Origin of the sequence: Thioalkalivibrio sp. ALE21 (assembly GCF_003208255.1) — a bacterium.
Classification (GTDB): domain Bacteria; phylum Pseudomonadota; class Gammaproteobacteria; order Ectothiorhodospirales; family Ectothiorhodospiraceae; genus Thioalkalivibrio; species Thioalkalivibrio halophilus.
The window spans coordinates 259403-276232 of record NZ_QKMA01000002.1 but is presented as its reverse complement, the minus strand read 5'-3'; the positions used below and the strand labels follow the sequence as shown (position 1 = coordinate 276232).

Sequence of the window (16830 nt, the reverse complement as noted above, 5' to 3'; positions counted from 1 at the left end):
CGGACGCGGCATTATACGGATTCCGCGCTTACGATTCCGGGTCGATGTAGCGCTTCAGGATGGGGTCGTAGGCGTCGATGCGCCGGTCCCGCAGGAACGGCCACATGCGCCGGACGGTGTCGACGCGGGCGATGTCCAGGGTAAACGCCAGGACCTCGGGCGCGTGCTCGCCGGCGCGGGCGAGGAATTCGCCCTGCGGGCCGGCCACAAAGCTGCTGCCCCAGAAATGGGCGCCGGCAGACGCGCCCGACGGGTCGCGTTCGTGCCCGGTGCGATTGCACGCGACGAGCGGCAGACCGTTGGCCACCGCGTGCCCGCGCTGAACCGTGATCCAGGCTTCGCGCTGGCGTTCGCGTTCGTCCGGGGGATCCTCCGGATCCCAGCCAATGGCGGTGGGATAGATCAGTACCTCGGCTCCGGACAGGGCCGTGATCCGGGCGGCTTCGGGGTACCACTGGTCCCAGCAGACGAGCACGCCCAGCCGGCCCACGGAAGTATCGATCGGCCTGAAGCCGGTATCTCCGGGGGTGAAATAGAACTTCTCGTAATAGCCCGGATCGTCGGGGATGTGCATCTTGCGGTACGTGCCCACCAGGCGCCCGTCGCTTTCCAGCACCACCGCGGTGTTGTGGTAGAGGCCGGGTGCGCGGCGCTCGAACAGCGACCCCACCAGCACCACGCCGTGGCGCCGGGCGATCTCGCCGAGGCGGCGGGTGGAGGGGCCGGGGATCGGCTCGGCGCGATCAAAGGTCGCGGCGTCCTCGGTCTGGCAGAAGTAGGGGCCGGTGTGCAGCTCGGCCAGCACGACCAGCCGTGCGCCACCGGCCGCGGCCTCGGCCACCGCGTCCTCGGTAACCTGCAGGTTGGCGTCGACGCTGCCGGCATCGCGATGCTGGACCAGTGCGGCCTGCAGGGGCGCCCGGCGATCGGGACGGGGTGCGGCGGTCATGCGTTGGCGGCTTCGTCTTCCTCCGGGATGCCGAGGGCGCCCCGCGGATAATGCATGGTCAGACAGTGCAGACTGCCACCCTGACGCAGTACCGCACGGGCGTCCAGCAGCAGGACGTCGCGTCCGGGAAAGGCCTCGGCCAGACGTTCGCGGGCCACGGCATCGGCCGGATCATCGTGCGCCGGCACCAGCACCGCACCGTTGAGCAGGACGAAATTGGCGTAGGTGGCCGGCAGGCGCCGGCCGGCATGCTCCAGGGGCCGCGGCCAGGGCAGAGGGATCAGGCGGTAGGGCTCGCCCGAGGCCTGATGCAGTACCTCGAGCTGACGCTCCATCGCCGCCAGTTCCGCGTAGTGCGGGTCGTCGGGGTCGTCGCAGTGCTGGTAGGCGATGGTGTCCGGGGCGCAGAAGCGCGCGAGGGTGTCGATGTGGCCATCGGTGTCATCGCCTTCCAGGTGGCCGTGTTCCAGCCAGAGGATCCGCCGGGCGCCCAGGTGCTGGCGCAACGCGGCCTCGATGGTTGCATCGTCGAGTTCCGGATTGCGGCCGGCGTGGCGCAGGCAGGAGCGGGTCACCAGAAGGGTGTCCTGACCGTCACTCTCGATGCTGCCCCCCTCCAGCACCAGGGGGACGTCCTCCACCGGGCTGGTGCCGAAGACCCCCTGCGCGGCGAGGGCGGCGGTGATCGCATCGTCCCGGTCGGCCGGATATTTGCCGCCCCAGCCATTGAAGGTGAAATCCAGCAGATGTGGCCGACCCTGGTGATACACCGTGATCGGGCCGTAATCGCGCGCCCAGGTGTCGTTGGAGTCGGCGAGCGCGAACCACAGACGGTCGCTGCGGATACCGGCTTCCACCAGCAGCCCGGAAAACGACTCGATATGTTCGGGATCGCGGGCCACGATCAGTACCGGTTCGTACTGGCTGATGGTGGCCGCAAGTCGGGCGAACACCGGCTCGACCTCATCCAGGCTGTCGGCCCAGTCGCTGTCCGCATGCGGCCAGGTCAGCTGAATACCCGCATGCGGCTCCCATTCCGCCGGCAGCCGGCGGATATTTTCGTGTCCGGTTTCCAAGGCGGCGTCAGTCGTCGTTGCCGTGCACGATGGTGTGGATCACCCAGCGATCCTCGAACACCACCGAAAAGCGGCCGTAGTCCCAGCGGGTGATCGGTGGCTCGCCCACGGTCGGATGCCGGGTTGCCGGCTCGCCGTAACGGCCGCGTACCGTTTCCTTGGTCTGCCCGCGAGTTGGCACGCTCTCGCGTTCCTTGATGGTGAACGAACCGTCCTCGAGCCGCAGGATGTCGGCCTGGGCGGTTCCGGCAAGCCCCGCGCCGCCGGCGAGAAGGAGGGCGGCAAGCACTCCGGTCGCACGGTGGATCGGGGATCGGGAGGCAACGCGTTTCCCTGGCATGGCCATGTCTCCGTCTGGATGTGGGTCCCGGGGTCGGACCGGGCTGGCTCGCACTTATAGTAGGGGAATATGGGATTTTGTGCATCCGCGTTGCGGCCCTTGCCGGTAGAACCACTACCGGCTGCGTACCGCGCCTTGTCTCGGAAAACCCGGGGTGCCGGCCAGAGCGTGTACATCGATCGGTGTTTCTTCGGGGGATGGGCGGACGTTCGCAGTTCTGGCATGCTTGCGGGATGTTCCGACCCCTGTCCGTTGCGATCGGCCTGCGCTATACGCGCGCCAAACGTCGCAATCATTTTATTTCGTTCATCTCCGTGGTCTCGATCCTTGGCCTGATCCTGGGCGTGATGGCGCTGATCACGGTGCTGTCGGTGATGAACGGCTTCGAGAAGGAGCTGCGCGAGCGGATCCTCGGCATGGCGTCGCACGCCACGCTGGAGGAGAGCCGACGGGCCCTGGCGGACTGGGAAAGCGTGAAGGAACGCGTGCTCGCCGTCGACGAACGCGTGCTGGCCGCGGCCCCCTACGTTCAGCGCGAGGCCATGCTGAGCGCACGCAACCGGATTTCCGGCGGCATGATCCGGGGAGTGGATCCGGCACTGGAACTGGAAGTGGCACCGATTGGCGAGCACATGGAGGAGGGTGCGCTGGAACAGCTCGAAGGCGGCGCCTACCGCATCATTCTGGGCCGCGAACTGGCCGCGGAACTGCAGGTGCGGGTGGGTGAATCGCTGATCCTGATGGCCCCGCAGGCGAGCGTGTCTCCCGCCGGGGTAATGCCGCGCATGCGGCGCTTCGAGGTGGTCGGGCTATTCGAGGTCGGCATGTATGAATACGACCGGGGTACGGCCTTCATTCATCTGGACGACGCCCGCGCGGTGTTCCGCACCGGCGAGGATGTCTCCGGGCTGCGCCTGCGCGTGGACGACATGATGCAGGCGGGCCGGATCGCTCAGGACCTGACGCGCGAACTCAACGGCGCCTATTTCATCTCCGACTGGACCCGGCAGCATGCGAATCTGTTCCGGGCGATCCAGATCGAGAAGATGGTGATGTTCATCATCCTGTCGCTGATCGTCGCCGTGGCGGCCTTCAACATCGTGTCCACGTTGATCATGCTGGTCACCGACAAACAGGGCGATATCGCGATCCTGCGCACCCTCGGGATGCCGCCCTCCGGCATCATGGCGGTATTCGTGGTCCAGGGGATGGTGATCGGTCTGTTCGGGATCCTTCTGGGGACGGCGGCGGGTGTTGCGCTGGCGCTCAACATCGACGTGGTGGTGCCGTTCATCGAACAGGTGACCGGGGTCGAATTCCTGTCCGCCGATGTCTATTACATCAGCGATTTGCCATCGGAACTGGATCCGGCGGATGTGCTGCGCGTGGGCGGGGTGGCGTTCCTGCTGACCGTGCTGGCGACCCTGTTCCCGGCCTGGCGCGCGGCACGGACTCAGCCGGCGGAGGCGCTGCGCCATGACTGATCACGACGTGCATGCAACGGTACTGGAGGCGCGGGGTCTGGAACGCCGCTTTCGCGACGGCAAGCTGGACGTGACCGTGCTCGGCGGGGTGGATTTCACCCTGGAGCCCGGCGCGCTGGTCGCGATCATCGGCGCCTCCGGCAGCGGCAAGAGCACGCTCCTGCATCTGCTCGGCGGCCTGGACCGTCCGACCGCCGGCGAAGTCCGGCTGCTGGGCACGCCCTGGTCCGGGATGAGCGAGGCCCGGCGCGGGCGCCTGCGCAACCGGCATCTGGGCTTCGTGTACCAGTTCCACCATCTCCTGCCCGAGCTGACGGCGGCCGAAAATGTCGCCATGCCGCTGCTGATCCGCCGGACCCCGGGGCCGCAGGCACGCCGCGAGGCGCTGCACTGGCTGGAACAGGTGGAGCTGGGTGATCGTGCGGAGCACAAGCCCGCGGAGCTTTCCGGTGGCGAGCGGCAGCGCGTTGCCATTGCCCGCGCGCTGGTGACACGCCCCTCGGCGATCCTCGCGGACGAGCCAACCGGCAACCTCGACCAGGAACGGGCACAGCACGTCTTCGCTCTGCTGCGGGAGATGAACCGCGCCACGGGCACGGCGCTGGCCCTGGTCACCCACGACACCACGCTGGCCGCGCAGATGGACCGTTCGGTTCACCTGGTCAAGGGCCACCTGCAGGGTAACGGCGACTGAGGGAAACACTGATCAATGCGGGCGCGAACGGTCGTCGTCGCCGGAACGCGTGCCGGAAGCCTGCGAGTCCGCTTGCCGTTCGACGGCCTTCGTCTCGCGTGATTCCCGCGGCGCTTCCGGATCGACCGGGCTGCGGGAGAAGACCTCGCGCAGCTCGGCCTCGCGCTCGCGCCGCTGGCGTGCGAGGTACCGCCGATGGCGCACGCGCTGGATCACGTTCAGGCGCCACAGACCCCGCACCAGCAGATAGCCGGCCAGTCCTGCCGCCACGCCCAGTACCAGTGACCCGGTCATCAACGGCTTCCACACCGTCAGCATCTCGGTGGCGAACCATTCCCAGGTGATCTCGGTGCTGAATTGGCGCGGTTCTTCGCCCAGGAGCTTGCGGCCCACGGTATAGGCCGTATACAACATGGGGGGCATGGTCACCGGGTTGGAAATCCACACCAGGATGACCGAGATGGGCAGGTTGACCCGGGCCAGAATGGCGATCGCACCCGCGATCAGCATCTGCATCGGGAGTGGCAGGAAGGCCACGAACAGCCCCACGGCAAAAGCACCGGCCACGGAGCGGCGGTTGAGATGCCACAGATCCGGCGAGCGCAGGCGGGGCCCCAGCGGGGCCAGCGCACGGTGTCCCCGCAGGCGGTCCATGCCGGGGAACAGCTTCTTGATGATGTGTCGGGCCATGGTCTCGGGTTCGACTCCTGCCGGCCTTGCGCGTCACCGCCTGGGGCAGGCGGACCCTACCCCGTGGATGCCCCGCGGACAATGCCGGGGCAGGCATGATTCCCTTCGCAGCGGGTTTTGTGGCCGCTCTGTGGCTGGTGCACCAACTGCCGGCCCTGCCGCCACCGTGGATCTTCGCGGCGCTCGCCACCACTCTCGTCGCCTCCATGGTAACGCGCCATCCGGCGGCACTGCCCGCGATCCTGGCGGGGACCCTCGCAGGGCTGCTGCTGGGGACCGTTCATGCCACGACCTGGCTGGACCGGGTGGTGACGCAAGCCGAACCGGAGGCCACGCTGAGTGGCCGGGTCGTGGACCTGCCGCGCCACGGCGAACGCAGCTCGCGATTCCATCTGGCGACGCACGGCGACCCACCGCGCCGGCTGGAGGTCTCGGTCTATCCCCCGCGGGCGGATGTTGAGGCCGGGGACGTGCTGCGCCTGAAGGGGCGCCTGTATCCACCGCAGGGCCGTGCCAATCGTGCCGGCTTCGACCGTGAGGCGTGGTTCTATCGCGCAGGCCTCCATGGTCGCCTGAACGTCTCGGCCGCTGACCTGCGTCATGCGGTCGATGACACGGCCCCGGGGGCCCTGCGCGGAGCCCTGCACCGACAGCGCGCCACGCTCCGGGACCGCCTGCAGGCCGCCGCTCCGGAACTGCGCCACCCGGGACTGGTGCAGGCGCTGGTGATCGGCGAGCGCAGCGGCATGACGGATGCCGAATGGACTGCCTTCCTGCAGACCGGCACCAATCACCTGATGGCGATCTCGGGGTTGCACGTGGGCCTTGTGGCGGGGTTCGCGGCCCTGCTGGCCACGCTGCTCTGGCGTCATGTGGCCGGCGTACGGGAACGCTGGCCCCGCCGCGTGCTGGCGGCCACCGCGGCGGCCCTGGCCGCGCTGGGATATGCGGCGCTGGCGGGTTTCAGTATCCCCACCCAGCGCGCTCTGCTGATGCTGCTGGCGGTGCTGGCCGCGTTGCTGCTGGGGCGGGGCGGGACCCCGTGGCGGGCGCTGGTGCTCGCAGCGCTCATCATCCTGATCCGTGACCCGCCCGGCGTACTGGCGCCGGGCTTCTGGTTCTCGTTTGGTGCCGTGGCGGTGATCCTCGGCCTGCTTCAGGGGCGCCGCGCTCGCCCCGGGCTGCGCGAAGCCATGGCGATCCAGGTGCTGCTGGCGCTCGCCATGCTGCCGCTGGCGCTGGCATGGTTCCAGCTGGGATCGTGGATCGCGCCGCTGGCCAACATCGTGGCCGTCCCGTTGATCTCCTTTGTGGTACTCCCGGCACTGCTGACAGGGGCCGGACTGGCCATGCTGTGGCCGCCCCTGGGCGGCCCGCCGTTGTGGCTCGGCGATGCGGTGCTGGGGCTGCTGGTCACGCTGCTGCAGGCCCTGGCCGACCTGCCGGCCGCGGTGGCCGAACGGGGCGTTCCGCTTGCGGCGGCCCTGCTCGCCGGCCTGGCGGTGATCTTTCTGCTCCTGCCCGGACGTCGCCGGATGGCCCCCTGGGTGCTGCTGGCGGCCCTGCCGCTGGGTTTACCCCTGCGCCCGGACCTGTCCCACGGCGAGCTGCGGGCGGAATTGCTGGATACCGGGCGCGAGGCGGTGGTCCTGCTGGAGACCCGCAACCACGTGGTGGTCTACGGCCCGGGGCGTGCCCGCGACGTGGAATCGGCCTTGCTGCCTGCCCTGCGGGCACGCCAGCGAAACCGAATCGACCGGGTCATCGTGGCCGACGGGCGGCTTGACGACAGCGGGTCGCGCGCCGCCGCACTGCAGGCACTGACCGCGGCCGTGAAGGTGGAGCGGGTGCTGCACCGCGACGAGCGACACCCCCGACGGATCCGCGAGTCCGGTCCGGTCTATCGGGCCTGCCGGGCCGGGCAGCAGTGGCAACGGGACGGGGTGGTGTTTCGCGTCCTGCATCCACCACGCGGCTGGGACGCCTCGCGCGCCGCCAGTTGCGTGCTGCGGATCGAGACCGCCGGTGGCGCATTGTTGCTGACCGGCGGGCTGCGCGGACTCGGTGCGGCGGTGCTGGGCCACGAAACGCCCGACGAGGACCTGCAGGCACGCCTGCTGGTGACCGCCGAACCCGCGAAGGCCGTCGACGACGGAGAGGGGCGGGCCGGGGTGCGGGCACCCACCCGCTGGGTAGCCGGCACGATGCCCGACGGGCCCGTCGGGTCGGGCGCTGGCGGCCTGCGTGCCACGTCCACGGACGGGGCCCTGCGCCTGAGGGGCGGAACTGCCTGGGAGGCGGGAGCGGGTTGGCGGAACGAACGTCGCCGGTTCTGGCAACGGCCGCACCCCTGAACGGCCGAGGCAATCCATGTCACTCCACGATAAACTGGGCGGATGAACGATTTTGTCTCCGATACGATTCGCCCCGTCCGCTTTGCCGACGACCGTCTGTGGCTTCTGGACCAGCGCCGTCTGCCCGCGGAGGAAACCTTCCTGCCCCTGGATGATGCCCCGGCGGTGGCAGACGCGATCCGCGAAATGGTGGTACGCGGGGCACCCGCGATCGGCATCACCGCGGCGTTCGGCGTGGTGCTGGCCTGTCATCGGGCGCTGCAGGCCGCGGACTGGCGCGAGCGCGTGGGCGCCGACATCGCGACCCTGCGGGCGGCGCGGCCCACCGCCGTGAACCTGTTCTGGGCGCTGGACCGGATGCAGGCGGTGGTGGCGGCCGCCGGAAGCGCCCGGGCCGCGCTGACCGCGACGCGCGAGACAGCCATGGCGATGCTGGAAGCCGACATCGCCGGCAATCGCGAGCTCGGCGCCCATGGCGCCGCGCTGATCGAACCGGGCCGCGCCGTGCTGACCCATTGCAACACCGGCTCTCTGGCGACCGGGGGCTACGGGACCGCGCTGGGAGTGATTCGCGCCGCCTGGGACCAGGGGCGCATCACCGGGGTCTACGCCGACGAGACCCGTCCCTGGATGCAGGGCAGCCGGCTGACGGCCTGGGAGCTGGTGCATGACGGGATTCCGGTGACCCTGCTGTGCGAAGGCGCCGCGGCGCGGCTGCTGCAGAGCGGGGAGGTCGGCTGCGTGGTGGTGGGGGCGGATCGCATTGCGGCCAATGGCGACACCGCCAACAAGATCGGCACTTACGGGCTGGCATTGCTGGCGCGCGCGCACGGCGTGCGTTTCATGGTCGCCGCCCCGGTCGCCACCATCGATTATGCAACCCCCGCCGGCGATGCCATCCCGATCGAACAGCGCGATGCCGGAGAAGTACTGACGCTCGCGGGCCAGCCCCTGGCAGCCGCCGGGGCTGCCGCCTACAACCCGGCATTCGATGTCACCCCCGCCGGGCTGATCGACGCCATCGTGACCGAGCGGGGAGTGATCGAAACCCCCGACGCCGAACGGCTGGCGGCGTGGCGGCCGCACCCCGGAGATACCCCCGAACCGCGAGGCGTTCACGAGGGAACCTGACCGCCCCGGCAGGGCTCCTCCGGCGGGGGAATATGGTATGATCGCGGGCTTGTTCTAACGGACGGCGTGACCCATCAATGGCTGAATTCGCCAAGGAAATCTTCCCGGTCAATCTCGAAGACGAGATGCAGCAGTCCTACCTCGATTACGCGATGAGCGTGATTGTGGGACGCGCGCTCCCCGATGTGCGCGACGGCCTCAAGCCCGTCCATCGTCGTGTGCTCTACGCCATGCGCGAGCTGGGCAACGACTGGAACAAACCGTACAAGAAATCGGCCCGCGTGGTCGGTGACGTGATCGGTAAATACCACCCGCACGGCGACTCGGCCGTATACGACGCCATCGTCCGCATGGCGCAGTCGTTCTCGATGCGCTACATGCTGGCCGACGGGCAGGGCAACTTCGGTTCCATCGACGGCGACTCGCCGGCCGCGATGCGTTACACCGAAGTACGCATGGCGCGGATCGCAACCGAGCTGCTGGCCGACATCGACAAGGAAACCGTCGATTTTGTCGACAACTACGACGGTTCGGAACAGGAACCTTCGGTCCTGCCGGCAAAATTCCCGAATCTGCTGGTCAACGGCTCCTCCGGGATCGCCGTGGGCATGGCCACCAACATCCCGCCGCACAATCTGCGCGAGGTCATCAATGCCTGCGTAGCGCTGATCGACCACCCCGAGATCGACATCGACGGCCTGATGCAGTACCTGCCGGGCCCGGATTTCCCCACTGCCGGGATCATCAACGGCCTCGAGGGGATCCGCGAGGCCTACCGCACCGGGCGCGGTCGGGCGGTGATCCGTGCGCGTTCGCACGTGGAGCCGCTGGAAGGCGGGCAGCGCGAGGCCATCGTGGTCACCGAGCTGCCGTACCAGGTGAACAAGGCGCGCCTGACCGAGAAGATCGCCGAGCTGGTCAAGGAAAAGCGCATCGAGGGCATCTCCGAGCTGCGCGACGAGTCCGACAAGGACGGCATGCGCCTGGTCATCGAGCTCAAGCGCGGCGAAATGAGCGAGGTGGTGCTCAACCATCTGTACATGCACACCCAGATGCAGAACGTGTTCGGCATCAACCTGGTGGCGCTGGTCGACGGTCAGCCGAAGGTGCTGAACCTGCGGCAGATCCTCGAGGCGTTCCTGCGCCACCGCCGCGAGGTGGTGACCCGCCGCACCATCTACGACCTGCGCAAGGCACGGGAGCGGGCCCATGTACTGGAAGGGCTGGCGATCGCGCTGGCCAACATCGATCCGGTGATCGAACTGATCCGCAACGCACCCAATCCGGCCGAGGCGAAGGCCGGACTGCTGGCGCGCAGCTGGCCGCCGGGCATGGTGGAGGGGATGCTCGACCGCGCCGGGGCCGCGGCCTCGCGCCCGGAAGACCTGGAAGCCGAATTCGGCATGGGCGAGGACGGCTACCGCCTGTCCGAGACCCAGGCCCAGGCGATCCTCGACCTGCGCCTGCACCGCCTGACCGGGCTGGAACAGGACAAGATCGTCGACGAATATCGCCAGCTGCTGGATACCATCGAGGACCTGCTGGACATTCTCGGCTCGCCCGAACGCCTGCAGCAGGAGATCCGGGGCGAGCTGCTGGGCGTGGCCGAGCGCTTCGGCGACGAGCGCATGAGCGAGATCCGCGAGCAGCAGGCCAACCTGACGCTGGAGGACCTGATCGGCGAGGAGGACGTGGTGGTTACGCTGTCGCACGCCGGTTACGTGAAGTACCAGCCGGTGGCGGACTACCGCGCACAGCGCCGCGGCGGACGCGGCAAGGCGGCGGCCAGCTTCAAGGAAGAGGACTTCATCGACCGCCTGCTGGTGGCCAACACCCACGATACGGTGCTGTGTTTCTCCAGCCGCGGCCGGGTGTACTGGCTGAAGGTCTACGAGCTGCCACAGGGCTCGCGCGCATCAAAGGGCAAGCCCATCGTCAATCTGTTGCCTCTCGAATCCGACGAGCGCATCAATGCGATCCTCCCGGTGCGCAGCTACGATCCGGATCATTACGTGTTCATGGTCACGGCCCAGGGCACGGTCAAGAAGACCCCGCTGACGGACTTCTCGCGGCGGCGCGCCAGCGGCATCATCGCCGTGGATCTGCGCGAGGGCGACCACCTGGTGGACGTGTCGCTGACCGACGGCAGCCAGGACGTGATGCTGGTGACCACCGCGGGCAAGGCGGTGCGCTTCTCCGAGACCGACGTGCGCGCCATGGGCCGCACGGCCTGCGGGGTGCGCGGCGTGCGCATGGACGACGACCAGCGGGTGATCGCACTGCTCAACGTGGACGAAGGCGCGGCGCTGTTTGCCACCGAGAACGGCTACGGCAAGCGCACCCGCTTCGACGAGTTCCCGGTTCACCGGCGCGGCGGCCAGGGCGTGATCGCGATCCAGACCGAAGGGCGCAACGGCGCCCTGGTGGGAGCCGCCCGGGTGCAGGAAGACGACGAGGCGATGCTGATCACCAATGGCGGCACGCTGGTACGCATGCCGGTGGAAGAGATTCCGCTGATCGGCCGCAACACCCAGGGCGTACGCCTGATCCGTCTGGATTCCGGCGAACAGCTGGTGGAACTGGCACGGGTGGCGCGCTTCGCCGGCGACGAGGACGACACTGACGCGGAAGCCGACACGGAGAATCAACAGTCGGCCGCCCCGGAAACGCACGAGGACGAGGCGCAGGGCGGCCGCGAACCCAGCGAAAAGGGAGATGAAGAATGAGCCGAATCTGGAACTTCAGCGCCGGCCCCGCGGCCCTGCCGCAGGCGGTGCTGGAACGGGCACGCGACGAGATGCTGGACTTCCACGGTACCGGGATGTCGGTGATGGAGATGAGTCATCGCGGCAAACCCTTCATGGAAGTCGCTGAAAAGGCGGAAGCCGATCTGCGCAAGCTGATGGGCATCCCCGACGACTACGCGGTGCTGTTCCTGCAGGGCGGGGCGACCGGGCAGTTTTCCGCGATCCCGATGAACCTGCAGCCGGGTGGCCAGCCGATGGACTACATCGATACCGGGGCCTGGTCCGGAAAGGCGATCAAGGAAGCGCAGAAGGTGGGGCCGGTGAACATCGTCGCCAGTTCCCAGGCCGAGGGCTATGCGTCCATCCCCGAGCGTTCGACCTGGAAACTCGATCCGAACGCCGCCTACGTGCACTACACGCCGAACGAGACCATCGGCGGCGTGGAATTCCACGAGGTGCCCGACGTGGGCGACAAGCCGCTGGTGGCGGACATGTCCTCCACCATCCTGTCGCGTCCGATCGATGTCTCGAAGTTCGGCGTGATCTACGCCGGCGCCCAGAAGAACATCGGTCCGGCCGGCGTGACCGTGGTGATCGTGCGCAAGGACCTGCTGGAACGCGAGAAGGGCCAGGTACCCGCCGTCCTGGACTGGAAGCTGCAGGCCGACAACGACTCCATGTACAACACCCCGCCGACCTTCGGCTGGTATTTCGCCGGCCTGGTCTTCGAATGGCTGCTGGAGCAGGGCGGGCTGGAAAAGATGGCCGAGATCAACCAGCGCAAGGCGGACAAGCTCTATCGTTTCATCGACAACTCGGCGTTTTATCGCAACCCGGTGGAGCCCAGTGCGCGTTCGTGGATGAACGTGCCGTTCATCCTCGCCGACGACAGCCTCGACGGTCCGTTCCTGAAGGAAGCCGACGCGGCTGGTCTGTCCTCGCTGAAGGGCCACCGCTCGGTGGGCGGCATGCGCGCGAGCATCTACAACGCAGTGCCTGAAGAGGCCGTCGACGCCCTGATCGAATTCATGGCGGATTTCGAGGAACGCCACGCCTGAAAAGGAGGTCGTGATGTACCGCGTCAAGACCTACAACAACATTGCGCTGCGGGGGCTGGAACGCTTCCCGCGCGAAACCTACGAAGTCGCCTCCGGTCTGGAAGACCCGGATGCGATCATGCTGCGCTCGCATGACCTGCACGGGGAGACCATCCCGGATTCGGTGCTGGCCGTGGGGCGCGCCGGCAGCGGGGTGAACAACATCCCGGTGCAGGATCTCACCGAGCGCGGCGTCGCGGTCTTCAATGCCCCCGGGGCCAACGCCAACGCGGTCAAGGAGCTGGTGATCGCGGGGCTGCTTCTCGGAGCGCGAAATCTGGTGCCGGCCGCCGGTTATGTGCAGTCCCTGGATCCCGATGATTCAGGGTTCACGGCCGCAGTAGAACAGGGCAAAAAGCGCTTTAGTGGCTTCGAACTCCCGGGGCGGCGGCTGGCCGTGCTCGGCCTGGGGGCGATCGGGGTCAAGGTGGCGAACGCCGCCCGGTCCATGGGGATGGAGGTCGTGGGCTTCGACCCCAAGATCACCGTGGAGAGCGCCTGGCAGATGGCATCGGACATCGAGCGCGCGCGTTCGGTGGATGCGGCGCTGGAAGGGGCGGATGCGGTCACGGTTCACGTACCCCTGACCGAAAACACGCAGAACCTGGTCAATGCCGAGCGCATCCGTTCGATGAACCCCGGCGCGATGGTGCTGAACATGGCCCGCGACGGGATCGTCGACGACGCCGCGGCCGGCGAGGCCCTCAACGAGGGCCACCTGCACGCCTACGTGACCGATTTCCCGGTCCCCGGCCTGCTGGATCACCCGCGGGTGATCACTCTGCCGCACCTGGGGGCGTCGACCACCGAGTCGGAAGAAAACTGCGCGGTGATGATCGCCGACCAGATGCGGGACTATCTCGAGAACGGCAACGTCGTCAATTCGGTGAACCTGCCAACCCTGGTACTGGAGCGGAAGGGGCAGGCGCGCATCGCCGTAATCAACCGCAACCTGCCGGACCGTGTAGCGCAGATCTCGCACGTCATCGGTGAATCGGACATCAATATCCTGCATCTGATGAACGACTCGCGTGGCGACATCGCCTACACCGTGCTGGACGTGGACGGACATCCCAGTCCGACCACGCTGGATGCGCTCTATCGCATCGACGGTGTACTGCGGGCGCGGGTGCTCTAGGTCGTGAGCGAAGGGGAGTCCCTCGCATCGCTGCGCGCGCGGATCGATGCGATCGACGGCGAGTTGCTGGCCCTGCTCAGCGAGCGGGCCCGCTGCGCGGAATCGGTCGCGCGGGTCAAGCGCGACAACGGCGAGGAGCCGGTGTTCTACCGGCCGGAACGCGAAGCCGAGATCCTGCGTCGGGTGCGGGAGGAGAATCCGGGGCCGCTGGCGGATGACGTGATCGTCCGGCTGTTCCGGGAGATCATGTCCGAATGTCTGGCCCTGGAGCATCCGCTGACGGTAGCCTATCTGGGGCCGGAGGGGACCTTCACCCACCTGGCCGCACGCAAGCATTTCGGCCATGCGGTCACGACCACGCCGCTGGCGTCCATCGACGCCGTGTTCGGCGCGGTGGAAACCGGGCGGGCGCAGTTCGGCGTTGTTCCGATCGAGAACAGTTCCGAGGGCGTGGTCACGCATACGGTGGACTGCTTCATGGACTCGTCGCTGCAGATCTGCGGCGAGGTCGTGACGCCGATCCACCATCACCTGCTGTCGCAAAGTGCCGATCTCGGGGAGGTCCGCCAGGTACTGGCCCACGCTCAGGCGCTGGCGCAGTGCCGGGAGTGGCTGGATACCTGGCTGCCGCACGCCGAGCGCCATGCGGTGGCCAGCAACGCCCGCGCGGCGGAACTGGCGGCCGGGGATGGGTCCGCGGCGGCGATTGCGTCGCGCGTGGCGGCGGAGCACTACGGGGTTCCGGTGCAGGTGGAGCACGTGGAGGACCGCGCCGACAACACCACCCGGTTCCTGATCATCGGCACGGCCACCACCCGTCCCAGCGGCGCGGACCGTACGTCGATCATGCTGAGCACGGCCAACCGGCCGGGCTCGCTGTACGCGTTGCTGAAGCCGATCGCCGAGGCCGGCATCAGCCTCACGCGCATCGAATCCCGTCCCTCGCGCTGTGCGCAGTGGACCTACGTGTTCTTCCTCGACCTGCTGGGACACCAGGAGGACCCGGAAATCGCCGGGTGCCTGGAACAGCTGAGGGAGACCGCCGACACGGTGAAGATCCTGGGCAGCTACCCCCAGGCCGCAACCTGAGAGGCATCCATGGCAACGAATCCTTCCGAATCCGAAGCCCCCGGGCCGGGTCCGGCCGCCCGGGCCGTGTCCGGCGTGCAGGGACTGCAGCCGTATCAGCCGGGCAAACCGGTGTCCGAGCTGGAACGCGAGCTGGGCATCAGCGAGGCGGTCAAGCTCGCTTCCAACGAAAACCCGCTGGGCCCGTCGCCGCGCGCCGTGGAGGCGGCCCGGGGCGTGCTGGGCGAAGCCCATGTCTACCCCGACGGCAATGCGTTCGAGCTGAAGGCGGCGCTGGCGGTGCGTCATGGAGTGGACCCGGCGCAGATCACCCTAGGCAACGGCTCCAACGAAGTGCTGGAGCTGATCGCGCGGACCTGGCTGGCGCCGGGGCGGGCGTCGGTGTTTTCCGCCCACGCCTTCGCGGTGTACCCGCTGGTGACGCAGGCCACCGGGGCCGAGGCGCGCGTGATCCCGGCCGTGTCGGCGGACGATGCCCGCCAGCCGTTCGGGCACGATCTGGATGCGATGCGCGCCCGGGTGGATGACGACACCGCGGTGGTGTTCGTGGCGAACCCGAACAACCCGACCGGTACCTGGCTGGATGCGCAGGCGCTGGAGGCCTTCGTGGCGGCGATGCCGCCGCAGACCATCGTCGTGATCGACGAGGCGTATGCCGAATACGTGGAAGAAGACGGTTATCCGGACGCCACACGCTGGCTGGACCGCTATCCCAACGCGGTCGTCACCCGGACCTTTTCCAAGATCCAGGGGCTGGCGGGGCTGCGCCTGGGCTATGCCGTGAGTTCGGCGCCGGTGGCCGACATGCTCAACCGCGTGCGTCAGCCGTTCAACGTGAACGCGGTCGCTCAGGCGGCCGGTCTGGCCGCGCTCGAGGACAGCGACCACATCCGGCACTCGGTGGCGGTCAACCGGGAAGGCCTGGTGCAGCTGGGGCGCGAACTCCGGGCCATGGGCCTGCGGGTCATCCCTTCGGTCGGCAATTTCATTACCTTCGACACCGGCACCGACGTCAACGCGGTGCATGACCGTCTGCAGCGGCGTGGGGTCATCGCCCGGCCTGTGGAAAACTACGGGCTGCCCGGGCATCTGCGCGTCACGGTCTCGACCGCGGAGGATAACGAACGATTCCTGGCCGCCCTGCGCGAGGCCCTTGCATGATCGACCGGCTGGTCATTTTCGGAGTCGGCCTCATCGGCGGTTCGCTGGCCCTGGCGCTGCGCGAGGCCGGGGAGGTGGGGACGGTCGTGGGCTGTTCGCGCAATCCGGACAATCTGCGCGAGGCCGAACGCCTCGGCGTGATCGACGAATGGACCACCGATCCGGCCGAGGCCGCCCGGGGGGCCGACATGGGCGTGCTGGCCGTACCCCTGGGGGCCATGGAAGGGCTGGCGGCATCGCTCGCCGGGATCTGGCCGGAGGATGCGCCGCTGACCGACGTGGGCAGCAGCAAACAGGCGGTGCTGGAGGCCCTGGCGCGGGGGTTCGGCGAGGTTCCGCGGCAGTTCGTCCCCGGGCATCCGATCGCCGGCACCGAGCAGAGCGGGGTGGCGGCCGCCTTTCCCGAACTGTTCCGCGAACGGCTGGTGATCCTGACGCCGGCCGACGCCACCAGCGTAATGGCGACCAACCGCGTGACTGCGATGTGGCAGACCGCCGGCGCGCGGGTCGAATTCATGACGCCGGCGCATCACGATCACGTGCTGGCAGCCACCAGCCACCTCCCGCACGTGCTGGCCTTTACCCTGGTGGCGTCGCTGTCGAAGATGAGCGACCGCGACGAGATCTTCCATTATGCGGCGGGCGGTTTCCGCGACTTCACCCGCATTGCCTCCAGCGATCCGGTCGTCTGGCGCGACATCTGTCTTGCCAACGGGCCCTCCATCCTGGAGGTGATCGAACGTTACCAGGCCGATCTCGAATCCCTGCGGCAGGCGATCGAGCAGGGCGACGGGCAGCGCCTGGAGCAGGAATTCACTCACGCCAAGACCACGCGGGATCGTTTCTGTGATCCCGCCCGAGCTCAACTGGATACCTGAAC

The 16830-nt window shown here is 68.2% G+C and carries 14 protein-coding genes; 10 read left to right on the top strand and 4 right to left on the bottom strand.

Going from position 1 to position 16830, the window contains the following annotated elements; genetic code table 11:
- Window positions 1-28: 28 nt before the first annotated feature.
- Genes D893_RS02960 through D893_RS02950 form a run of 3 tightly spaced genes read right to left on the bottom strand, consistent with a single transcriptional unit; the run spans window position 29 to window position 2314 of the window.
- Complete coding sequence (locus D893_RS02960; protein ID WP_018945965.1) at window positions 29-949, bottom strand: carbon-nitrogen hydrolase; 921 nt, start codon at window positions 947-949, stop codon at window positions 29-31.
- Window positions 946-2025 (bottom strand): agmatine deiminase family protein, encoded by a 1080-nt coding sequence (locus D893_RS02955; RefSeq protein ID WP_018945966.1) that lies wholly within the window; start codon window positions 2023-2025, stop codon window positions 946-948. The genes D893_RS02960 and D893_RS02955 overlap by 4 nt, the downstream gene beginning before the upstream one ends.
- Before the next feature lie 7 nt (window positions 2026-2032).
- Window positions 2033-2314 (bottom strand): hypothetical protein, encoded by a 282-nt coding sequence (locus D893_RS02950; protein WP_018945967.1) that lies wholly within the window; start codon window positions 2312-2314, stop codon window positions 2033-2035.
- Between the two features lie 284 nt (window positions 2315-2598).
- Here D893_RS02950 and D893_RS02945 point away from each other — a divergent pair, with 284 nt between their 5' ends.
- Together D893_RS02945 and D893_RS02940 are read left to right on the top strand one after the other, a co-directional pair.
- Complete coding sequence (locus D893_RS02945; protein WP_018945968.1) at window positions 2599-3849, top strand: lipoprotein-releasing ABC transporter permease subunit; 1251 nt, start codon at window positions 2599-2601, stop codon at window positions 3847-3849.
- Window positions 3842-4543 (top strand): ABC transporter ATP-binding protein, encoded by a 702-nt coding sequence (locus D893_RS02940; RefSeq protein ID WP_018945969.1) that lies wholly within the window; start codon window positions 3842-3844, stop codon window positions 4541-4543. Before D893_RS02945 ends, D893_RS02940 begins: the two co-directional genes overlap by 8 nt.
- 12 nt (window positions 4544-4555) lie before the next feature.
- Here D893_RS02940 and D893_RS02935 read toward each other — a convergent pair whose 3' ends face one another.
- Window positions 4556-5233, bottom strand: a complete 678-nt coding sequence (locus D893_RS02935) for a DUF2062 domain-containing protein (RefSeq protein ID WP_018945970.1) — start codon at window positions 5231-5233, stop codon at window positions 4556-4558.
- Between the two features lie 95 nt (window positions 5234-5328).
- Here D893_RS02935 and D893_RS02930 point away from each other — a divergent pair, with 95 nt between their 5' ends.
- The 8 genes from D893_RS02930 (at window position 5329) to D893_RS02895 (ending at window position 16828) form a co-directional block, all read left to right on the top strand.
- Entirely contained in the window at window positions 5329-7587 is a 2259-nt protein-coding gene (locus tag D893_RS02930; protein ID WP_018945971.1) for a ComEC/Rec2 family competence protein, read from the top strand.
- Between the two features lie 42 nt (window positions 7588-7629).
- A complete protein-coding gene (mtnA, locus tag D893_RS02925; RefSeq protein WP_110619107.1) occupies window positions 7630-8718 on the top strand; it encodes an S-methyl-5-thioribose-1-phosphate isomerase in 1089 nt (362 codons plus the stop codon).
- 77 nt (window positions 8719-8795) lie between these two features.
- Window positions 8796-11444 carry a DNA gyrase subunit A gene (gyrA, locus tag D893_RS02920; RefSeq protein WP_110619106.1) on the top strand — a complete coding sequence of 883 codons (2649 nt, stop codon included), beginning with the start codon at window positions 8796-8798 and terminating at the stop codon, window positions 11442-11444.
- Window positions 11441-12523: a 3-phosphoserine/phosphohydroxythreonine transaminase gene (gene serC, locus D893_RS02915; RefSeq protein ID WP_018945974.1), complete on the top strand. Its 1083-nt coding sequence runs from the start codon at window positions 11441-11443 to the stop codon at window positions 12521-12523. Before gyrA ends, serC begins: the two co-directional genes overlap by 4 nt.
- Window positions 12524-12536: 13 nt before the next feature.
- Window positions 12537-13700, top strand: a complete 1164-nt coding sequence (locus D893_RS02910) for a phosphoglycerate dehydrogenase (protein ID WP_110619105.1) — start codon at window positions 12537-12539, stop codon at window positions 13698-13700.
- Window positions 13701-13703: 3 nt separating this feature from the next.
- The gene (pheA, locus tag D893_RS02905) at window positions 13704-14789 is read left to right on the top strand and encodes a prephenate dehydratase (protein WP_110619104.1); all 1086 of its coding nucleotides are present in this window, start codon (window positions 13704-13706) and stop codon (window positions 14787-14789) included.
- A gap of 9 nt (window positions 14790-14798) precedes the next feature.
- Window positions 14799-15950, top strand: a complete 1152-nt coding sequence (gene hisC / locus D893_RS02900) for a histidinol-phosphate transaminase (protein WP_018945977.1) — start codon at window positions 14799-14801, stop codon at window positions 15948-15950.
- Window positions 15947-16828 (top strand): prephenate dehydrogenase/arogenate dehydrogenase family protein, encoded by an 882-nt coding sequence (locus D893_RS02895; RefSeq protein WP_018869440.1) that lies wholly within the window; start codon window positions 15947-15949, stop codon window positions 16826-16828. The genes hisC and D893_RS02895 overlap by 4 nt, the downstream gene beginning before the upstream one ends.
- Window positions 16829-16830: the final 2 nt, after the last annotated feature.

Bases quoted from the DNA above. Each gene is read 5' to 3' on its own strand.
- D893_RS02960 (WP_018945965.1), bottom strand. From the start codon at position 949: ATGACCGCCGCACCCCGTCCCGATCGCCGGGCGCCCCTGCAGGCCGCA.
- D893_RS02945 (WP_018945968.1), top strand. From the start codon at position 2,599: ATGTTCCGACCCCTGTCCGTTGCGATCGGCCTGCGCTATACGCGCGCC.
- D893_RS02940 (WP_018945969.1), top strand. From the start codon at position 3,842: ATGACTGATCACGACGTGCATGCAACGGTACTGGAGGCGCGGGGTCTG.
- D893_RS02935 (WP_018945970.1), bottom strand. From the start codon at position 5,233: ATGGCCCGACACATCATCAAGAAGCTGTTCCCCGGCATGGACCGCCTG.
- D893_RS02930 (WP_018945971.1), top strand. From the start codon at position 5,329: ATGATTCCCTTCGCAGCGGGTTTTGTGGCCGCTCTGTGGCTGGTGCAC.
- mtnA (WP_110619107.1), top strand. From the start codon at position 7,630: ATGAACGATTTTGTCTCCGATACGATTCGCCCCGTCCGCTTTGCCGAC.
- gyrA (WP_110619106.1), top strand. From the start codon at position 8,796: ATGGCTGAATTCGCCAAGGAAATCTTCCCGGTCAATCTCGAAGACGAG.
- serC (WP_018945974.1), top strand. From the start codon at position 11,441: ATGAGCCGAATCTGGAACTTCAGCGCCGGCCCCGCGGCCCTGCCGCAG.
- D893_RS02910 (WP_110619105.1), top strand. From the start codon at position 12,537: ATGTACCGCGTCAAGACCTACAACAACATTGCGCTGCGGGGGCTGGAA.
- hisC (WP_018945977.1), top strand. From the start codon at position 14,799: ATGGCAACGAATCCTTCCGAATCCGAAGCCCCCGGGCCGGGTCCGGCC.
- D893_RS02895 (WP_018869440.1), top strand. From the start codon at position 15,947: ATGATCGACCGGCTGGTCATTTTCGGAGTCGGCCTCATCGGCGGTTCG.